This is a genomic window from Arthrobacter sp. zg-Y877, from assembly GCF_030373105.1.
In the GTDB taxonomy this organism is placed as follows: domain Bacteria; phylum Actinomycetota; class Actinomycetes; order Actinomycetales; family Micrococcaceae; genus Arthrobacter_B.
In genome coordinates this window covers 427,048-444,451 of the sequence record NZ_JAUCPU010000003.1, presented here as the reverse complement: position 1 = coordinate 444,451, position 17,404 = coordinate 427,048, and the positions used below count along the sequence as shown (strand labels likewise).

The window sequence follows — 17,404 nt, the reverse complement described above, 5'->3', positions numbered from 1 at the left end:
ACGTTATATGGTGGACCCATGGTTGGACAACCCAGTGCACGTGAGCGTCTGCTCGACGCCGCCGAAGAGCTCGCTTTTACCCGCGGTGTCGCGGCGACGCCGGTGGACCGGATCCTTGAGCGCGCCAACGTCTCTCCGGCGACGCTGTATGCGCACTTCGGCAACAAGGAGGGGCTGATTGCGCAGGCGCTGCGCCGCCGGCTGGAGAACTGGGACGCGGCCTGGCAGCTGGAAATCGATGCGGCCGCCACCGACCGGGACCGGTTGCTGGCGGTGTTTCCTGCCCTGACGAGCTACCGGTCGGGTGCCTCCGCCGCCCGCTGGTGCGCCGCGCTCGGCGTGGCGGCGGAAACCGTCGAGCCGGGCCGTGAGCTCGCCGAAACCCTGACGCAGGACACGCAGCTGCTGACGAGCCGCTTCCGGGAACTCGCGGTGCCCGTCGTCGGCGCGGATTCGGCGGACGCGGTGGCGGGCCACCTGCTGCTGATCTTCACCGGCGTCCTGGGCATGCTCCTCCGGGGCGTCTCACCGGAGGACGCGGCGGCCATCGGCCGGGCCACGGCGGGGTTCGTCATTGACGGGTTCGGGCCGTCCCGTCCTGGCGCGTAGTTCCGGGCATTCCTGACTTCCTGCTCGTTCCTGATTTCCCGCCCGTTCCGGACTTTCCGTTCTTCCCGCCCGACGACGGCGGCACCCCCTTGCGTGCCGGTGCCTCGCCGGGGCTGAGGTACTCGACGTCGCGCCGTCCGTCCGTGAGGATCCGCAGGTCCTCGTCCAGGTTTCGTCGCAGCTCCATCAGTGCGAACTGGTACCGCCCGGGATCAGCGGCAACATCGCGCAGATAGCGGTTACAGGCCGCGGACATACGCATCAGGACCTCGGTGGCGGCGGAACCGAGGGAGAGGTGCGCCAGCGTCTCCATCAGGTTTTCCCGCAGGTCCTGCACGGCGGACCGGTGCCGGGCTTCCATCGGTCCGGCCGCCGAAGGCTGCGGCGTGATCGGGGCCAGCGTCCGTTTCAGGTGCAGATAGGTGACCAGTTCGTTGAGTGCCCGGGATTCCTCACGCCGGCCCAGATGCCGTTTGGCCAGCCAGCCGGCGGCGAACCCGAACAGCACCCCGAGGAGCGGCCAGAGCACATTGATCCAGTCCATTCGTGCCTCCCGCTTGATGCGCCGATCTGCAGGCAGGTTATGGTGCGGTTCCGGGTTCGACCAGAGGGGAGCGGCAACAGGCCAGCCAGGAGCAGTTGGAAGCAGTTTCCAGAACCCCCTAGATGTTGCCCTTGGACCCGCCTAGCGTGGATGCCAAGGGCACGTCCGTTCGGGCAGAAACACGGTGACTGACCACGGACCGCCCCACCAGAAGCCAGCTGGGTCCGCGGACCCGGGGGAGGCTGGCACGGCACCACCCTGCTGAGGCACCATGTCCCACGAACCAACACCAGCAGCAGCTCCCTCCAGCCCGTTTCCGCCGGAGCGAAGTCCCGGGATTTCCACCCCCCGCTCTGCATGGTTGGTCGTGGGTTTGGCCGCTGGACTGTTGTGGGTCGCGGCCCTGCAGGGCAGCTTCGGCGTCGTTATGTGGATGCTCGCCTCCGGATCACTGCTGGTGTTCACCGCGTTCTATGCGCTGGGTTTCCGGCGCCGCACCTGGGCCGGCCTCGAGACGGTGGAACAACGGAAGTTTGCCCTCGGGCTAGGTTCCGTGGTGTTGGTGGTCGGAATCGTTACGGCTGTTGTGTCCACACCGCAGCCGGTCGCCGGCCGGATCAGCGCGGACGCCGAAGGTCTCCGGCCACGGCCGGATCTCTTCTCCCTCCCGACGACGCCGCCCCCCGGGTCCGTGCTCCAGGTCCCACTGACGTCCGGTTCGGGTCAGGAAGTCAAAGAGGATTCGCCAAGAGACGGGTCAGGCAGCTATGCGCTGCTGGGGGAGGTGTCCCAGATGGAACCGGAGGATGCGCTCACCGGCACACCGTGCGCCGTGGCGGGAAGCACCCGGACGCAGGGTCAGGTGGAATACCGGTGCACCCGCAACTCCGCGGGGGATCTTGCCTGGCTCGAGGCCGCTTCCGCCCAGCAGTTGGTTGAGGAACGGATGGCCGAAAGCCAACGGGCGGAAGCCGCCCGTCAGGAGGAACGGGCACGCCAGGCCGAAAACGACGCCCGGCTGGAGCAGGAAAAAGCGGAGCAACGGGCAGCGGAAGAACAGACCCGCGCGGAGCGCGATGCTCCGGCACCGCAGCCACCGGCCCAGCCGAACGAGCCACAGCCGCCGGCGGACAACCCGCAGCCCCCGCCGGTCGAGCCACCTGTCGGACCGCCGGTGGAACCCCCGCCGGAACCACCCACGGAGCCGCCCACGCCGCCACCGAGTCCCGACCCGACGGTTCCGCCCCCGGATCCGCCTACTCCTCCCGGCCCGCCGGACCCGCCGGTTCCGGGCACTCCGGAACCGGACATTCCGGTCATTCCGCCGGAATTCCCCGTACCGCCGTCCCCGCCGGGACGGGAGCGCCCGGTCCAGCCGCCGTCGTCGTTCGCACCGCCGTCAGCTACACCCGAAGCCACCGAGGCTGCCGCCGAGCAGGTACTGCCGGCCGCCCGGTAACCAGGACCCCGGAAACCACCAGAACCCGCCTACCGGAACGCGGAAATTCCGGTGATGTGCTGGCCCAGGATCAAGGTGTGCACCTCGTCGGTACCTTCGTACGTGCGTACCGATTCGAGGTTGTTGGCATGCCGCAGCGGTGCGTAGTCCAGCGTGATGCCGTTGCCGCCCAGGATGGCCCGGGCCTCGCGGCAGATCGCGATGGCTTCGCGCACGTTGTTCAGCTTTCCCACGGAAATCTGCACCGGTTCCAGCATGCCGTCGTCCTTGAGCCGGCCGGTGTGGATGGCCAGCAGCACGCCCTTCTGTATTTCCAGCAGCATGTTCACCAGCTTTTCCTGCGTGATTTGGTACGCGGCCAGCGGCTTGTCGAACTGCTGCCGTTCCAGCGAATACGTCAGCGCCGCTTCGTAGCTGTCCCGGGCCGCGCCCATGGAACCCCAGAGGATGCCGTAGCGGGCCTCGTTCAGGCAGGAGAACGGTCCGCGGAGGCCCTTCGCCCCGGGCAGCAGTGCCGAGTTGGGCAGCCGCACGTCCTCAAGGAACACGTCGCACTGGATGGAGGCGCGCATGGAGAGCTTCGGTTCGATCGGTACGGCCGAGAAGCCCGGCGTATCCGTGGGGACGAGGAAACCGCGGATGCCGTCGGCGGTCTGCGCCCAGATCACCGCGACGTCGGCAATCGAGGCCAGCCCGATCCAGCGCTTGGTGCCGCTGAGGACCCAGCCGCCGCCGTCGTGCACGGCGTTGGTGGTCATGCTCGACGGGTCGGAGCCGGCGGTGGGTTCGGTGAGGCCGAAGCAGCCGATCAGCTCCCCGCGCGCCATGCCCGGCAGATACCGGTTCTTCTGCTCCTCGGAACCCCACCGGTGGATCGCGGTCATGGCCAGGGAGCCCTGCACGGAGACGAAGGTGCGCAGACCCGAATCGCCCGCCTCCAGTTCCATGACGGCGATCCCGTATTCGACGGCGGAACGGCCGGGACAGCCGTAGCCCTCCAGATGCATACCGAGCAGGCCGAGAGCGCCGAGCTCCCGCACAATCTCCACCGGGAAATGCGCGTCCTCGTACCAGTCCTTGATGTTCGGGCGGATGCGCTCGTCCACGAAGGTCCGGACCCGGGCACGCAGGGCGAGTTCAGCTTCGCTCAGGAGTCCGTCCAGGCCGAGTACGTCCGACGCCGAGCGGAGGCTTTCGAGGTCCGGACCGGCGTTAGGGGCCGTTGTGGAGGACGGGTCGGACGGCGTCGTGGGCATGCTCATGGTTTCTCCTGCAGCCGCAGCGCCGCGGCGAAACTGGCGGGATGCAAGCTGGACGGTGGTGGTCAGGTCGATGTATTCCAAGTCACATTACTAGTTCCGGCGCAGTACCATTTCCAGCATGACTGAGGCCTATCTCGTGTCCGGCGTCCGCACCCCCGTCGGCCGTTACGGTGGTGCCCTGTCCGGCGTCCGGCCCGACGACCTTGCGGCCCTGGTGCTGCAGGAAGCGGTGGCCCGTGCGGGAGTGAGGTCGGCCGACGTCGACGAGGTGCTCCTGGGCAACACCAACCAGGCCGGGGAAGACAACCGGAACGTGGCGCGGATGGCGGTCCTGCTCGCCGGGTTCCCCGACACCGTCCCCGCGATGACGGTGAACCGGCTCTGCGCCTCCGGGCTCAGCGCGATCATCACCGCCTCACAGATGATCAAGACTGGTGCCGCCGACATTGTGGTGGCCGGGGGCGTGGAGTCCATGTCCCGGGCGCCGTGGGTGCTGGCGAAACCGGAGAAGGCTTTCGCGAAGCCGGGGGAGCTGGCGGATTCTGCCATCGGTGCCCGGTTCACCAACCCGAAGTTCTACGACCTGCCCGGCACCACCTACTCCATGCCGGAAACCGCCGAAGAACTCGCAGCCCGGGACGGGATCTCGCGTGAGGATTCCGACGCGTTCGCGCTGCGCTCGCATGCCCGGGCGCTCGCCGCCATAGACGATGGCCGGTTCAGCGACGAGATCGTGCAGGTGGAAACGAAGAAGGGCGTGGTGAAGACCGACGAGGGTCCACGCCGGGAAACCAGTATCGAGGCCCTGGCAAAGCTGCGGCCCATCGTGCGGTCCGGCGGGGTAGTGACCGCCGGGAACTCCAGCTCGCTGAACGACGGCGCGTCGGCCGTCGTCGTGGCCAGCGCTGACGCTGTCCGCCGGCTCGGGCTGAATGCGCGGGCGCGGATTGTCGACGGCGCCTCCGCGGGGGTGGCCCCCGCCGTCATGGGTATCGGTCCGGTGCCTGCGACGCAGAAGGTGCTGGACCGGGCGGGCTGGTCGCTGGGTGATATCGAGGCGGTGGAGCTGAACGAGGCCTTTGCCGCCCAGTCGTTGGCCTGTATCCGTGCCCTGAACCTGGACGAGTCGATTGTGAACCGCGACGGAGGCGCGATTGCCCTCGGGCATGCGCTGGGGTCGTCCGGGTCCCGGCTGACGGTGACGATGCTGAACCGGATGGAACGTGAAGGTGCCTCGAAGGGCCTGGTGACCATGTGTGTGGGCCTGGGTCAGGGAGTGTCTATGCTGCTGGAGCGGGTGTAGGCGCGAGTTAACCCCGTGAATCCCGGCGTGGAATGTCCGGCGCAGAGAACGCTGGCCGTAGGCTTCAGCCCATGACTGCATTGATCTCCCACACGACCTTTGACAGCCTCGATGCCTACGCCCAGTCCGTGTTCTGGGCCCAGGTGCTCGACTTCCGCGAAGATCCGCAGGATCCCAACCAGCCCGACGACGACGAGTGCATGATTTTCTCCGCCGACGGCTCCCAGCGGCTGCTGTTCATCAACGTTCCGGACCGCAAGCAGGTCAAGAACCGGGTGCACCTGGACCTGCAGCCTGCAGAAGTCGGGGGCCGCGACGAGGAGCTTGCACGGCTGCTGGCACTGGGGGCCACAGAAGTGGATGACCAGCGCCGCCCGGATGGAACGGGCTGGGTGGTGCTGGCCGACCCCGAGGGCAACGAATTCTGCATCCTCCGCAGCGAGGCGGAGCGGTCCGCCTGAGGCCGGCGATGCGGCCCCCAGCTCAGCAGTAGGGCAGAGCCCTACCCCCGCACCAGCCCCAGCATCCGCCGGATAATCTCTTCGCCGGCCAGAATCCCGCGTGCCTCGGTGACGTGCAGGTGCGGATCGAAGTAACCGGCGTCGTCCAGTTCCCCGTGCGCGGGGCGGAAGGCGACGTCGGCGCACTCCAGCATCGGGCGGTCCAGCAGGGAGTCCCCGGCAGCGATGATGCGGTCGGCACCGATCCGGCGGGCAACCTCGGCCACGGCCTGCTGCTTGGTCACCGGAGTGGGCACACAGTAGAGCTTGCGGCCCTGCAGGGAGACGGTCCAGCCGCGCGCATCGCACCAGTCCTCCAGAGCCAGCAGGAACTCACCGGGCAGCGCGTCCCGGTCCACAATTGCGTAGGCGAACAGGTCCTCGGCGGAACGCAGCTTCAGAATCCATTCATGGAACTCAGGACGGCCCAGGTAGGCCTCGATCTCGGCAAGCGGCGCGCACCCGGAGGTGAGGAGGCCGCGGACGGAAGCCTGCCAGTCGGCGTCGGGCTCTCCGTGATGGAGGATGACGCCGCCGTTGGTGGTGACCGCGTACTCCGGCGCCGGACCGGGCAGCTGGATGCGCCGGTACTGCGCCACGGTCCGCGTGGTCACCGGGACAAACGCCGCAGCCTCGGCAGCGGAGACCAGCAGCGCCTCGGCGGCACGGGTCATGAAGGACAGCGGCTTACCTTCATAGACCTCGGACACAACCATCGCCGGAGCCAGGGCATCCTCGGTGTTCAGGAACAGCGCGTTGGCGGAATAGATCAGGGTACGGTCCAGGTCGGACGCGAGCATCGTTTTCACGCGTCGGCCCCCGGAACGCCGGCACCGGCGACGGCCCGGCCGTCGGCGCCCACGGCACCGGCGGTGAACCGCGGATGAATCAGGCCGACGCAGCTGAACGGCAGATCCGGCACCTCCTCCACAGGTACGCCACGCTGTTCCGCCAGGAGCAGCACATGCGCCACATCCTCCAGCGCGTCCGGATGCACCAGCACCTTCCACGGCACCCGGCGCAGCAACACGCGGGTGGTCTCGCCGACGCCGGGCTTCACCAGGTTGACGTTGTGGATGCCGTATTCCTCGCTCAGCCGCTCCACCGCCTGCCAGCCCACCCAGGTGGGGGTCCGGTCGGCGTGCACCAACGACGCCGCAGCAGCCTCGGCTTCAGGCCGCACGTCGTCGAAATGGGACTCGATCGCGGTCAGGAAATCCCGGGAGACATCCGCAGTGGCCAGGTGCGCATAGAACTTCGCCCCGTGGAAATCGTGCGGCGCGATGAGGTCCTTGTTGAACACCGTGCGGGACACCAGCCCGGAAACGGTCGAGTTCAGGCAGGCCGACGGAATCAGGTAATCCTCGCGCGTGCCGAACAGCTCCACCGAGTGGCCGGGATCGGCCAGCACCGCGAGCTCGGAGGAGAACCGCACGCCGTCGCTCGCTTCGAACTTCTCCAGCGCCGCGGTCAGCTCGCGGGTGATCGCGCCCTTCCCGGTCCAGCCGTCCACAAACAGGATCCGCTCGGGGGAGTAGGTGCGGGCCAGATAGCGCAGCGCGGTCTCGTCCATGCCGACGCCGCGGACAATGCTCATGGTGTAGTGCGGCAGGTCCAGCCCGTGCATCCGCTGCGCCCAGCGGCGCATCAGAATGCCGATGGGGGTGCCGGCCCGGGCGAGCGACACCAGCACCGGCTCCCGGTTCCGGGCGGCCAGCGCCAGTTCAGTCACGGTGCCGACGGCGGCGGCGACCCGCGGCGCGGAACGCCGCAGCGCCTCTTCGTACAGGTCCTGGTACTGCGCCGACGGCAGGTATTCCATGGGCAGCGACTCAGCGTAGTTCGCCCCGCCGGATTGGATGGCGGCTTCGCGCTCGGCGGTCGGGGCTTCCAGCGCCGCGTCGCGCAGATCCTTCAGCAGCCAGGTCACATCCTCGGGCGCATAGGAGCCAAATTCGGGTCCGGTCAGTGGCACCGCTGCGGGCACGGCGGCCGGTCCCGTCCAGTCCTCCGGCGTGGGGACATCGGCCGGCAGCAGCACAACGACCACGGCGCCGGTCACCGCGCGCAGGGCTTCGGTCACGCTGCCGGGACCGGTGATGGAATTCAGGTCGGTGCCGGGCTCGGGCAGCAGCACAATGCTGCCGAAACCGGTCCCGGCCGGACCGGCAGCAGTGCCAGCGGCAGCAGCACCGTCCGCACCCACGGCGTCCGCACCCACGGCGTCCGGGCCGGCCGCACCCACGGTGTCCAGGCCGGCGCCAGTCCGCCGCGGTCCGACGTTGTAGGCATGCCGCGGCCCGGGGCCGTCCTCGGTCACGTCGTGGCTGGCGAAGGCCACGGCGTTGGCAATTGCGTAGTCCGACCGGTCGATTGGGACGATGGGGGAGCGGGTGGTGGTGGAGAACCGGACGGGTACACCGGGCAGGGCTTCGGCCAGGGCGTTGGCAATGGTCAGCGGCACATGGATAAATTCCTCGCAGCCGAGCACCAGCACCGGCTCCGCGGGATCCGGGAGGGTGGCGGAGATGCGCGAAGCGATGAGGGCCAGTGTCTCGGCGGAAACGGCTCCGGGCAGGGCGGCAGGCAGGGTGCCGAGGTATTCCGACGAGACGCCTGCACGGTTGCCGAAACGGTCACTGCGCAGGCCGCGCGCAGCATCGGAGTAATCCAGGACGGTCACGGGTGCGGGATCGACAACCCCGGGATCGAACTCAGTAGCCTCAACCTGATCCGGGAGTCCGCCGATCAGCTCCTGGGCCCGGGCCAGGAGATCCTCGCCAAGGTCAATGCGGCCGGTACCCAGCGCAACCACCCGGATGCTGCAGCCCAGCTGTTGGGCCAGCTCGTCGAAACGGGCACGGTCGGCGTCGGAACGCAGGTCGATCAGCGACGCCACCACATAGAGCGGATGCTGGGCGGCGGCGTGCAGTTCAGTGATGGTGTTGACGACGGTGGCGCCGGTGCTGAGCTCATCGTCCACCAGCACCACCGGTGCCGGGCTGTTCAACAGTGCCGGGTCCACGGGGAGCAGCCGGTGCGAGGTGGCATGCGAATGCGCTTCCTCAAACGAGCCGTAGGCCACGGCGTCCGCGGGGGCATGCCGGGTGGAATGGATGTAGTAGGAGCCCAGGACGTCGGCCACCAGCCGGCCCAGCCCGGTGGCCGTTTCCGCGTAGCCGACCGTCACCACGTCGGGGTGGGAAATGGGCAGGTCCCACAGCTGTTCTCGGGCATGCTGCAGCCGGGTCCGCGGGGACCGGGCGGCAGCGGAGCGGGCACGGCCAGCGCTGTCACGTCCCGCACTCGTACCCGGCCCGCCGTCGTCGTCCGCCGGCCCGCCGTCGTCGTCCGCGGACCCCGCCCCGCCCTCGAGAGCCGCAGCGAGTTCGACGGCGACGCCGCGCAGCACTGTGCCATCCACCGTGCTGCCCAACGCCGCACCGGCGAGGGTCCCGAGCAGCTCACCGGCGGCCAGGACCACAGCCGGTTCGGTGGGCACGTGCTTGGCCAGCACCCGGGAAACGAGCAGGTGCGCACGCCGCGGATTGCGGCGCAGCGCCAGCCCCACCAGATCCTCCACCGGCAGGAGGGCCGCAGGATCCGAGGTGATCCGCACTCCCAGGGCCTCGTGGACAAATCCGCCGGTCCAGGGGTGCTGGTTCAATTCATGCTCGCTTCCAGAAGATCTACATAGCTGATGTCGGGGGCCGCGACGCCGAACGCGGCAGCCCGGACGAGGGTGGAAGCTGCCCACGCCTGGTGCGGTTTCATTTCGTTCATCTTGTTGCGGTACGGCGACGCCGCGGCGCCGCCCCCGGCCGTGCCGGAAATATGCAGGGCGTCGAGGTACGCCTCGTGGCTGACCACGGACATCGCGTGGACCAGGGGAACATGCGAGGGGTGGATGACCGTCTTGCCGAGCAGACCGTTCGCCTGGTCCAGTTCGATTTCGCGGATCAGCCCGTCTAGGTTCGCGGTCAGCAGCCGCTGGCGCAGGTCCAGTTCGTCGGCATCGGCGAACGGGGTGGAGCGCAGCATCGGGCGCAGCAGCCGTTCCCCGGAGCTGTAGTGTTCCCAGACCGGGCCGCTGATGATGAAGCCGTCGGGCCGGCCGAAGGTGTTCACGATGTCACCGATGACCGCGGAGACCACCTTGACGTCGTAAATGGTCAGGTCACGGGAACGGCGCAGCCCGTAGGCGCTGGACATGTCCGTGGCGCCGATCCGCACGGCCAGGATGTCCTGCCGGTTCGCTTCGAGCACCTCGAGGATGCCCGTGAGGGTGGCGGAACGGGTTTCGGCGTGGATCATCAGCGGCGATTCGAGGATGGGCATGGCGCGCAGCGGCCGGGCGTCGGGATCGGCGGCCCGCCGGGCGTCGTTCACGGTGTGCAGGGCGTCGAGGAAACGCTGGGCCGTGCCGGAGGTGTTCTCGAATTTCGGCAGCACGAATCCGGTGAGGACGTCCAGGGCGGGACCGCTGCGCTCGGCCAGGCTGAGGAGCTGCTCGGGGGTGCGGACACGGACGAAAAGCATCAGGTCTGCGGCATCGCCGGTCCGGCGGGTAGCGGCACTGTGAAGCTGTTCGAGGGCGCCCAGCACGTTGGTCTCCGCTGCGGGGACCTCGGCGTCGGCAATGGAATCCTCCAGGCAGAGGACCATGCTGACGGCACCGCTGGCGGCCTGCCTGCGGATGTCCTTGACCAGGTCCGGCCGGGTGGCTGGACAGTACAGGGTGGCACCGAGGGCACTGGCCAGCAGCCCGGGATCTGTTTCCAGGGTCAGTTCCTGCGGCGGGAGGTGGAACAAGCGGGCGGTCTCGGGTCCGCTCAGAAAAGAGAAGTGACGCACGGGGCTCAGCGGTTCCTGCCGGGGAAGGAGGTAATGGTGAAGCCGAAGGCCTCCCAGATGGCCTTGAGTTCCATCCCGTAGGGCATGATTTCGGCGCGCAGTTCCAGCACCTCGCCGATCCGCAGCACGGACAGGACATAGAAGGTGCGTTCCCCGGCCTTGGGCGGAATGGTGACGGACTGGCCGTTGTAGATGCCCACGGTCATGGTCTGCTTGGGCTGAGGGAAGAACAGGGCGCGGCGCAGCAGCCCGGCATGGCGCAGGGGAATCAGCGCCAGATCGTCTTCATAGCCCACCAGCGGCCGGTTGCCCGGAGTGTCGACGACCGTGCCCTCCAGGGTGCCGCGGTCCAGCGGACCGGCAGGCATGCCGCCGGTTGTGTATTTCCGGTCCTCCCAGACCGCGTGGATGGTTCCGCTGATGGCGAGGCTGCCCACGGCGGATTCCATCGGCGTCAGGCGCAGCACGGGATTGTTCCGGTCCAGCATGCGCACGTCACGGATGCCCGGGGCCGGGAACAGGCGGGTATGCAGCGGCGCGGGAACGGTACGGGCGGGTGCCGACGGCGTGACCGACGACGGCACGGACGCCGCCGACGCCGGCCGCGACGCGGAGCGGGTGGAGGCGGCCTCGGCGTTGGGCGACAGGCCAAGGGAGAGCGACGGCGACGGCGGTGCCGGCGGCGCAGGACGGGTTGGTGAGGACAGCGTGAGGGACCCCGGCGCTGAAGCGGGGGGAGCCGGCGTCGTTGGCCGCGGCGACGTGCGTGGGGGCGTTGCCTGCGGCGGTGTGGCCGGCGCGGGGGTCGAAGCAGGAGCCGCAGGGGCGGAAGCAGGCGCGGCAGCGCGCGGCTTGACCCGCCGGCTCAGGAAAGGCAGGTCGGTACGCACATCCGAGGAACGGTTAACCGCCATCGCCTAGAGATCGAATCCGAAGTCGCTGGCGAGTCCGCGCAGCCCGGTGGTGTAGCCCTGGCCCAGGGCACGGAACTTCCAGTCGCTGCGGTGGCGGTACAGCTCGCCGAACATCATGGCCGTGATGGCGTCACGGTTGGCTGCGGGCAGGTCAAAGCGGACCAGCTCCGAGCCGTTGGCCCGGGCCACCCGGATGTAGGCGCTGCGGACGGCGGCGAAGTTGCCGGGGCCGCGCATCTCGGGGTCGGCGTACACGGCGAAGACAATCTTCGTGACGTTGTCGGGGACCCGGGAGAGGTCGACGTCGATCTGTTCCTCGTCCTCCTCGCCGGCAAAGTGCACGGAGGCATCCGGGCTGGCGATCTGGTTGAAGAACACCAGATGCGCGTCCGAAAGCACCCGGCCGTCCGCGCCCAACAGCAGCGTGAGCGGAACCAGTTCGGCTGCGGGGCCGCGGCTGGGGATCACGTCCCATCCCAGTCCCACCAGCACGGACGTCAGGCCCGGGTTTTCCGCGGTCAGGGCGGCGTTGGCGCCGGCCACCAGGGTGCCCATCAGCGCTCCCCGAAGGTCAGGGAAGAGGGGGAGAACTTGTCATCAAGGAACCGCCCGTGGGTGGACAGTTCGGCAATGGCGCCGGAGCGGACCTGGTTTTCCAGGTCCCGGGCAATGCCTTCCAGGATGGTCAGCTGTTCAACGAGCAATCTGGTGGCCTCGGAATCGTCGGTCCGCTCCCGGTCGTTCAGGGCCACGTAGGCCCGCAGGGGAGTGGGGAGGTAATTGGTAATGATGGCGTTGAGCAGCACCCGCTGCTCGGTGGAGGCACCCTGGGCGCCGACGTACTGGACCAGCGGCACCAGGATGTCGTCGATCTGCCGGACCATGGAGGACACCAGCGTCGGCAGCGCGGCACCGGCCCGCCGGACGGCGATGCGCAGGTTCCGCAGCGAATCGGCGGTCTCCCGGTGTTCGGCGTCGGGGCCCGACGCCGGCGCGGCAGGGGGCAGCCCCGATGCCGGTTCGGGTTCCGGCGAGCCGAAGAGCGAACCGAAGAACTTCACCACGGCCGTGTCCTCGGCATCGGAGCTGCCCTGTCCTGCATCTAGCGGGACTCGCTCTGGCGGGAGCGTTCCAGGTAGGGCTTGGCCTGCGTGATGGTGGACTCCAGGGACTTCACGGTCCCCTCCATGTTGCGGGCAGCCTCGGACCGGAACGTGTCGATAGCGTCCATGGTCTGGTACACGTTGTCGAACGCCTTCTGCAGGGTTTCCACGCTCACGCCGGAGGTGGAGGCCTGCTGGTGGATGCGGGCGGTCTGGTCCTTGAGCATTTCACTGGTGCTCAGGATCATGTTGTTCGTGGTGGTGTTCACCGCGTCGATCTGGTCCAGCACCATCTTCTGGTTCGCCAGGGCACCGGCCACGATCACGGCGGTGCGCAGGGCGGAAATGGTGGTGGTGCGCGCGCGTTCCACGCCCTTGATCAGTTCCACGTTGTTCTTGCGGATCAGGTCCATGGCCAGGTAGCCCTGCACGGAGACGGCCAGCTGGGTGAGGATGTCCTGGCGGCGCTGGCGGATGGGGAAGAGGACGTCCGCTTCAAGGGCGTTGGCCTGCTCAATCTGCCCGGAATTCTTGAGCTCGTTCACCTTCTGCACGGCCGCCGCATCCAGCGACTCGGCGAGCACGGAGTATTCGCTGAGGGTCTGCATGGTCTTCCACAGCTCCACCTTTTCCCCGGCGAGGGAGGCGTTGTCCTTGAGCAGCTCGTCCTGGCCGGACATCAGGGCCTTGATGATCTTGTCCAGCTGGACCTGCGCCGACTCATACTTCTGGAAGTACTTGGCGAGCTTGTTGCCTCCCGGGATGAAGCCCAGGATCTTGCGTCCTGTGCCCAGGTTCGCCTGGTTGGGGGTCAGGTCCTCGACGGTGGTGCGCAGGTCGCCCAGAGTGACGGCGACCTTCTTCTGCGCATCGTTGCCGGACTTCTTTGCCCCGGCGACGGAGGTGGAGGAACGCTCCAGCAGGCGGGAGGAGTAGCCGGCGGACTGCACCATTTCCGCGCCGGCCAGCTTGTTGATGGAATCCACCTGTGCGGTGAATTCCGGGCTGCGCGCATCCAGCTTGGACACTTCCTCCATGAAGGACTTCGCCTGCGCGGCGATTTCGACGCGGCGTTCCTCCGGCACCGGGACCATGCCCGGGGCGCTCTCGGGTGCAACCGGAGCGGGCGGTTCCGGAGCCTTCAGCACCAGGGCGGCTTCGGTGGCGTCCGGGGGAGTCAACGGTGTGGTCATGGTCCAGCCTTTTCTTCGGTGTCTACGGATGCGGGGAGTGTCCCGGCCTGCGGAACACTCCCCGCAGGGTGTAACTGAAAGCCGAGCTTAGCTCAGCTGCACGCCGAAATCGGTGGCGATGCCGGCCAGGCCGGTGGCGTAACCCTGGCCAACGGCCTTGAACTTCCATTCGCCGTTGTTGCGGTAAACCTCGGCGAAAATCATGGACGTTTCCGGCGCAGCGTCTTCGCTGAGGTCGAATCGGACAATTTCGCTGTCGTTCTCCTGGTTGATCACGCGGCAGTACGCCCCGCGGACCTGGCCGAAGTTCTGGTTCCGGACCTCGGCCTGATCGATGGAAACCACAATGACCACACGGTCGACGTCGGCCGCCATCTGCGTCAGGTCGAGCAGGATCTGCTCGTCGTCGCCTTCGCCGGCGCCCGAACGGTTGTCGCCCAGGTGGGTGACGGAGCCGTCCTTGGCTGCGGGCTGGTTGTAGAAGATGAAGTCATCCGAGGACCGCACCTTGCCGTTGGCTGCGATCATCAGTGCCGACGCATCCAGGTCGAAGGGATCGCCCGTGGTGGTGCGCGGGTCCCAGCCCAGGCCGACGACGGCCTTCTGCAGTCCGGGATCGGTCTTGGTCAGTGAAAGGTTGTTGCCCTTGGTGAGGGTCAGACCTGCCATGGTGTTCAGCTCCTTGTAGACGAAGGGATGATTAGTCGAGGGCGATGCCGAAGTCGGTGGCAACCCCGTACAGCCCGGACGCGTAGCCCTGGCCGATAGCACGGAACTTCCACTCACCGCGGTTGCGGTAAATCTCGGCAAAGATCATGCATGTTTCTGCAGCAGCATCCTCGCTGAGGTCGTAGCGGACCACCTCAGTGTCGGTGTCCTGGTTGACCACCCGGCAGTAGGCATCGCGCACCTGGCCGAAGTTCTGGTGCCGGGCGTCCGCCTGGTCGATGGAAACCACAATGACCACGCGGTCGACGTCGTCGGTCAGGATGCTGAGGTCAATCAGGATCTGCTCGTCGTCGCCGTCGCCCAGGCCGGTGCGGTTATCGCCCAGGTGGACCACCGAGCCGTCCTTGGCGGACAGCTGGTTGTAGAAAATGAAATCGTCCTGGGAGCGCACCTTGCCGTTGGCGCCGAGCAGCAGTGCGGAGGCGTCCAGGTCGAACGGATCTCCGCTGGTGGTGCGCGGATCCCAGCCCAGGCCGATCACGGCCCGTTCCAGGCCTGGATCGGCCTTGGTCAGGGAAAGGTTGCTGCCTTTACTAAGCGTCAGGCTGGACAAGGTGCGCTCCTTACGGACGGGGGTGGTTAGAGCGAGCGGGCTGCCGTGGGGATCAGGTCCATGACGGTGCGGCCCTGGGCGCGTTCGCCCAGTGCCTTGAAGCTCCAGCCGGACCCTTCCCGGCCGACCTTGGCCATCACCATGGCAGTGTGCGTGCCGGCGTCGGTCAGCTGGTAGCGGGCAATCTCGGGGCTGCCCGGCGTGGAGTCATCGACGAGGCGGCAGAAGGCGTTCTGCACCTGGTCGAAGGTCTGCCGGCTGTAGCTGGAGATGACGAACACGATGTTCTGCACGGCGGGGGAAACAGCTGACAGGTCAACGAGGATGACCTCGTCATCGCCTTCGCCGGCACCGGTGAGGTTGTCGCCGGTGTGCTTGGCGGAGCCGTCCTTGCTGGCGAGCTGGCCGTACCAGACCTGGTCAACAGCGTTGCCGTTCGCATCGAAGAAAATGGCCGAGGCATCGAGGTCCACTTCGGCGGCTTTCTTTCCGCCGAACAGACCGCGCTTGACCGGGGCAGCGGAATCCCAGCCCAGTCCCAGACGCGTCTTGCTCAGTGCGCCGCCGTCCTTCTTCGTCAGTGAAAGCGACTGACCTTTCTGCAGGCTCAGGCCCATGATTCTCCCTCGTTAGTTTGTGTAAACAGATTCTTTGGCAGCGCCGGACTTTGCGGCACGCTTGTTACGCACGATCGAGGAGGTCAGGGCGGCGAGGATGAAGACGACGCCGATGAGGCCGGTGAAGACCTCGTTGATCTCGATTTCGATGGTGAGCAGCAGGATGGTCGCCAGGGCACCGATGGCCCAGTGGGCACCGTGGTCCAGGTAAACGAACTCGTCCAAGGTTCCCTGCTTCACGAGGAAGACGGTCAGGGAACGGACGAAGATCGCACCGATCAGGCCAAGGCCCAGGGCAATGATGATCGGGTCGGAGGTGATGGCGAAGGCGCCGATGACGCCGTCGAAGGAGAAGGATGCGTCAATGACTTCCAGGTAGAGGAAGAGCATAAACGCCGCCTTGCCGGTGGCCTTTACCAGGGCGCCGTTGCCGGACTTCGGGGCGAGTGCCTCGACGTCGTCGGCATCGAAGTCCCCGTCGCCGTCGACGTCGAACATGTCACCCAGGCCGGTGACCAGAAGGTAGGTGATCAGGCCGGCGGCACCGGCGACGAAGACATCGGTGGTGTGCTCGGGATCCGCGAGCGAACCGGCGGCCAGCAGGGCGCCGAGGCCGACGATCAGGGACGCACCGGTGACCTTGCCGATCTTGTTCATCGGGGTTTCCAGCCAGCGCAGCCAGCGGATGTCGCGGTCTTCGAACATGAAGTCCAGGAAAAGCATCAGCAGGAACAGGCCGCCGAAGGCGGCAATCTGCGGGTGGGCTTCATGCAGGAGGTAACCGTAGCTGCCGGGCTCATCCGGATCGCCCTTTTCGAGGGCCAGCTGCAGGGCTTCAATCGGGTTGATGCTGGCAGTGACGCCCACGATGACCAGCGGGAAGACGATGCGCATACCGACGACGGCAATCAGGATGCCCACGGTGAGGAACATCTTCTGCCAGAAGGGGCTCATCTTTTCGAGGATGCGCGCGTTGACCACGGCATTGTCGAAGCTCAGGCTGATTTCCAGGACGCCCAGGATGGCGCAGAGGATAAGTGCCTCTACTCCGCCATAGAAGAACGCCGTGACCAGCGCAGCGGCCGTGATGACAAACGACCAACCGAAAGTTTTGAAGAACACTCTGCTTGCAGCTCCTTCAGTTCCTGCGCGCAGCCGGTGGCCGGAGTATGGCAAAAACCAAGTAGGGGATGGGTACATCCGAAACGATTTAGGCTTCAGTATGTCGCACCCCGGATGCCACGGGCAACTACCGGCGGCGCTGTTCGCGGAGAGGGTAGCCCCAGGGCAGTTCAGGGCACCAGAGCGGTGGTGAACTACGGCGGCCCAGCGGCCTCCATGATTGGGAGGCGGGCCTGGTGGTCTGAAACAATAAGGAAAGCCTACTTACCCGGGCACCCCTTTGAAGGAGGACTGCATGCAGGACGAAGTGTATGAAAACACGAATCCGGAACCGGTCATGAACATTCCGGCGGCCGACATCGTCAACGGCGGCGCGTCTGCCGCTCCGCCCGCCGAGGTGGATCCGGCCGAGGTCGCCATCCTTGCCCAGGCCGAGGATCCGGGCACTGATCCCCTCCGGCTGCAGGAACTGGCTACCGACTATCCGCTGGCCCGCCCCGCGGTCGCCGCCAACCCGGCTGCCGGCCCGGAACTGCTTTCCTGGCTCGGTGCGCTGGGCGACGCCGGCGTGAACGAGGCCCTGGCCCGCCGCGGCGCGTAGCCTGCCCGCAGATCCAACATCCCGCCGCACAGTGACTGTGC

General features: G+C 67.3%; 19 protein-coding genes. 6 read left to right on the top strand and 13 right to left on the bottom strand.

Annotated features, from left to right (window positions below; genetic code table 11):
* The first annotated feature begins 18 nt into the window (after positions 1–18).
* A complete protein-coding gene (locus QNO03_RS09545) occupies positions 19–609 on the top strand; it encodes a TetR/AcrR family transcriptional regulator (RefSeq protein WP_289603108.1) in 591 nt (196 codons plus the stop codon).
* Here QNO03_RS09545 and QNO03_RS09540 read toward each other — a convergent pair.
* Positions 572–1,153, bottom strand: a complete 582-nt coding sequence (locus tag QNO03_RS09540) for a DUF6650 family protein (protein ID WP_289603107.1) — start codon at positions 1,151–1,153, stop codon at positions 572–574. The two genes, QNO03_RS09545 and QNO03_RS09540, sit on opposite strands and share 38 nt — an antisense overlap.
* Before the next feature lie 367 nt (positions 1,154–1,520).
* On the opposite strand from QNO03_RS09540, the gene QNO03_RS09535 reads away from it, so the two are divergent.
* On the top strand, positions 1,521–2,612 hold the full coding sequence (locus QNO03_RS09535; protein WP_289603106.1) for a hypothetical protein: 1,092 nt from the start codon (positions 1,521–1,523) through the stop codon (positions 2,610–2,612).
* A 29-nt stretch (positions 2,613–2,641) separates the two neighbouring features.
* Here QNO03_RS09535 and QNO03_RS09530 read toward each other — a convergent pair whose 3' ends face one another.
* Positions 2,642–3,868 carry an acyl-CoA dehydrogenase family protein gene (locus tag QNO03_RS09530; protein WP_289603272.1) on the bottom strand — a complete coding sequence of 409 codons (1,227 nt, stop codon included), beginning with the start codon at positions 3,866–3,868 and terminating at the stop codon, positions 2,642–2,644.
* 124 nt (positions 3,869–3,992) lie between these two features.
* Here QNO03_RS09530 and QNO03_RS09525 point away from each other — a divergent pair, with 124 nt between their 5' ends.
* Positions 3,993–5,177 carry a thiolase family protein gene (locus QNO03_RS09525; RefSeq protein WP_289603105.1) on the top strand — a complete coding sequence of 395 codons (1,185 nt, stop codon included), beginning with the start codon at positions 3,993–3,995 and terminating at the stop codon, positions 5,175–5,177.
* 71 nt (positions 5,178–5,248) lie between these two features.
* Positions 5,249–5,638, top strand: a complete 390-nt coding sequence (locus QNO03_RS09520; RefSeq protein WP_289603104.1) for a VOC family protein — start codon at positions 5,249–5,251, stop codon at positions 5,636–5,638.
* A gap of 41 nt (positions 5,639–5,679) precedes the next feature.
* Here the strand turns inward: QNO03_RS09520 and QNO03_RS09515 are convergent, their stop codons facing one another.
* Genes QNO03_RS09515 through QNO03_RS09500 form a run of 4 tightly spaced genes read right to left on the bottom strand, consistent with a single transcriptional unit; the run spans position 5,680 to position 11,115 of the window.
* Entirely contained in the window at positions 5,680–6,477 is a 798-nt protein-coding gene (locus tag QNO03_RS09515; protein WP_289603271.1) for an HAD family hydrolase, read from the bottom strand.
* A 5-nt stretch (positions 6,478–6,482) separates the two neighbouring features.
* Positions 6,483–9,344, bottom strand: a complete 2,862-nt coding sequence (locus QNO03_RS09510; RefSeq protein ID WP_289603103.1) for a phosphoribosyltransferase domain-containing protein — start codon at positions 9,342–9,344, stop codon at positions 6,483–6,485.
* Entirely contained in the window at positions 9,341–10,531 is a 1,191-nt protein-coding gene (locus QNO03_RS09505; protein WP_289603102.1) for an HpcH/HpaI aldolase/citrate lyase family protein, read from the bottom strand. Before QNO03_RS09505 ends, QNO03_RS09510 begins: the two co-directional genes overlap by 4 nt.
* A gap of 5 nt (positions 10,532–10,536) precedes the next feature.
* Complete coding sequence (locus tag QNO03_RS09500; protein ID WP_289603101.1) at positions 10,537–11,115, bottom strand: hypothetical protein; 579 nt, start codon at positions 11,113–11,115, stop codon at positions 10,537–10,539.
* Between QNO03_RS09500 and QNO03_RS09495 the strand changes: the two genes are divergently transcribed.
* Positions 11,099–11,452: a hypothetical protein gene (locus QNO03_RS09495; protein ID WP_289603100.1), complete on the top strand. Its 354-nt coding sequence runs from the start codon at positions 11,099–11,101 to the stop codon at positions 11,450–11,452. The two genes, QNO03_RS09500 and QNO03_RS09495, sit on opposite strands and share 17 nt — an antisense overlap.
* Here QNO03_RS09495 and QNO03_RS09490 read toward each other — a convergent pair.
* The 7 genes from QNO03_RS09490 to QNO03_RS09460 all read right to left on the bottom strand — a co-directional run bounded on the left by QNO03_RS09490 (position 11,449) and on the right by QNO03_RS09460 (position 16,762).
* Positions 11,449–12,000, bottom strand: a complete 552-nt coding sequence (locus tag QNO03_RS09490) for a TerD family protein (RefSeq protein WP_289603099.1) — start codon at positions 11,998–12,000, stop codon at positions 11,449–11,451. The two genes, QNO03_RS09495 and QNO03_RS09490, sit on opposite strands and share 4 nt — an antisense overlap.
* Positions 12,000–12,509, bottom strand: a complete 510-nt coding sequence (locus tag QNO03_RS09485; RefSeq protein WP_229949378.1) for a hypothetical protein — start codon at positions 12,507–12,509, stop codon at positions 12,000–12,002. The genes QNO03_RS09490 and QNO03_RS09485 overlap by 1 nt, the downstream gene beginning before the upstream one ends.
* Before the next feature lie 38 nt (positions 12,510–12,547).
* Complete coding sequence (locus tag QNO03_RS09480) at positions 12,548–13,741, bottom strand: toxic anion resistance protein (protein WP_289603098.1); 1,194 nt, start codon at positions 13,739–13,741, stop codon at positions 12,548–12,550.
* A gap of 87 nt (positions 13,742–13,828) precedes the next feature.
* A complete protein-coding gene (locus tag QNO03_RS09475; RefSeq protein WP_229949382.1) occupies positions 13,829–14,410 on the bottom strand; it encodes a TerD family protein in 582 nt (193 codons plus the stop codon).
* A 31-nt stretch (positions 14,411–14,441) separates the two neighbouring features.
* Positions 14,442–15,023: a TerD family protein gene (locus tag QNO03_RS09470; protein ID WP_229949384.1), complete on the bottom strand. Its 582-nt coding sequence runs from the start codon at positions 15,021–15,023 to the stop codon at positions 14,442–14,444.
* A 26-nt stretch (positions 15,024–15,049) separates the two neighbouring features.
* Positions 15,050–15,640, bottom strand: coding sequence for a TerD family protein (locus tag QNO03_RS09465; protein WP_229949386.1), 591 nt, complete (start codon positions 15,638–15,640; stop codon positions 15,050–15,052).
* A gap of 12 nt (positions 15,641–15,652) precedes the next feature.
* A complete protein-coding gene (locus QNO03_RS09460; protein WP_229949388.1) occupies positions 15,653–16,762 on the bottom strand; it encodes a DUF475 domain-containing protein in 1,110 nt (369 codons plus the stop codon).
* 295 nt (positions 16,763–17,057) lie between these two features.
* Between QNO03_RS09460 and QNO03_RS09455 the strand changes: the two genes are divergently transcribed.
* Entirely contained in the window at positions 17,058–17,363 is a 306-nt protein-coding gene (locus tag QNO03_RS09455) for a variant leucine-rich repeat-containing protein (protein WP_229949391.1), read from the top strand.
* Positions 17,364–17,404: the final 41 nt, after the last annotated feature.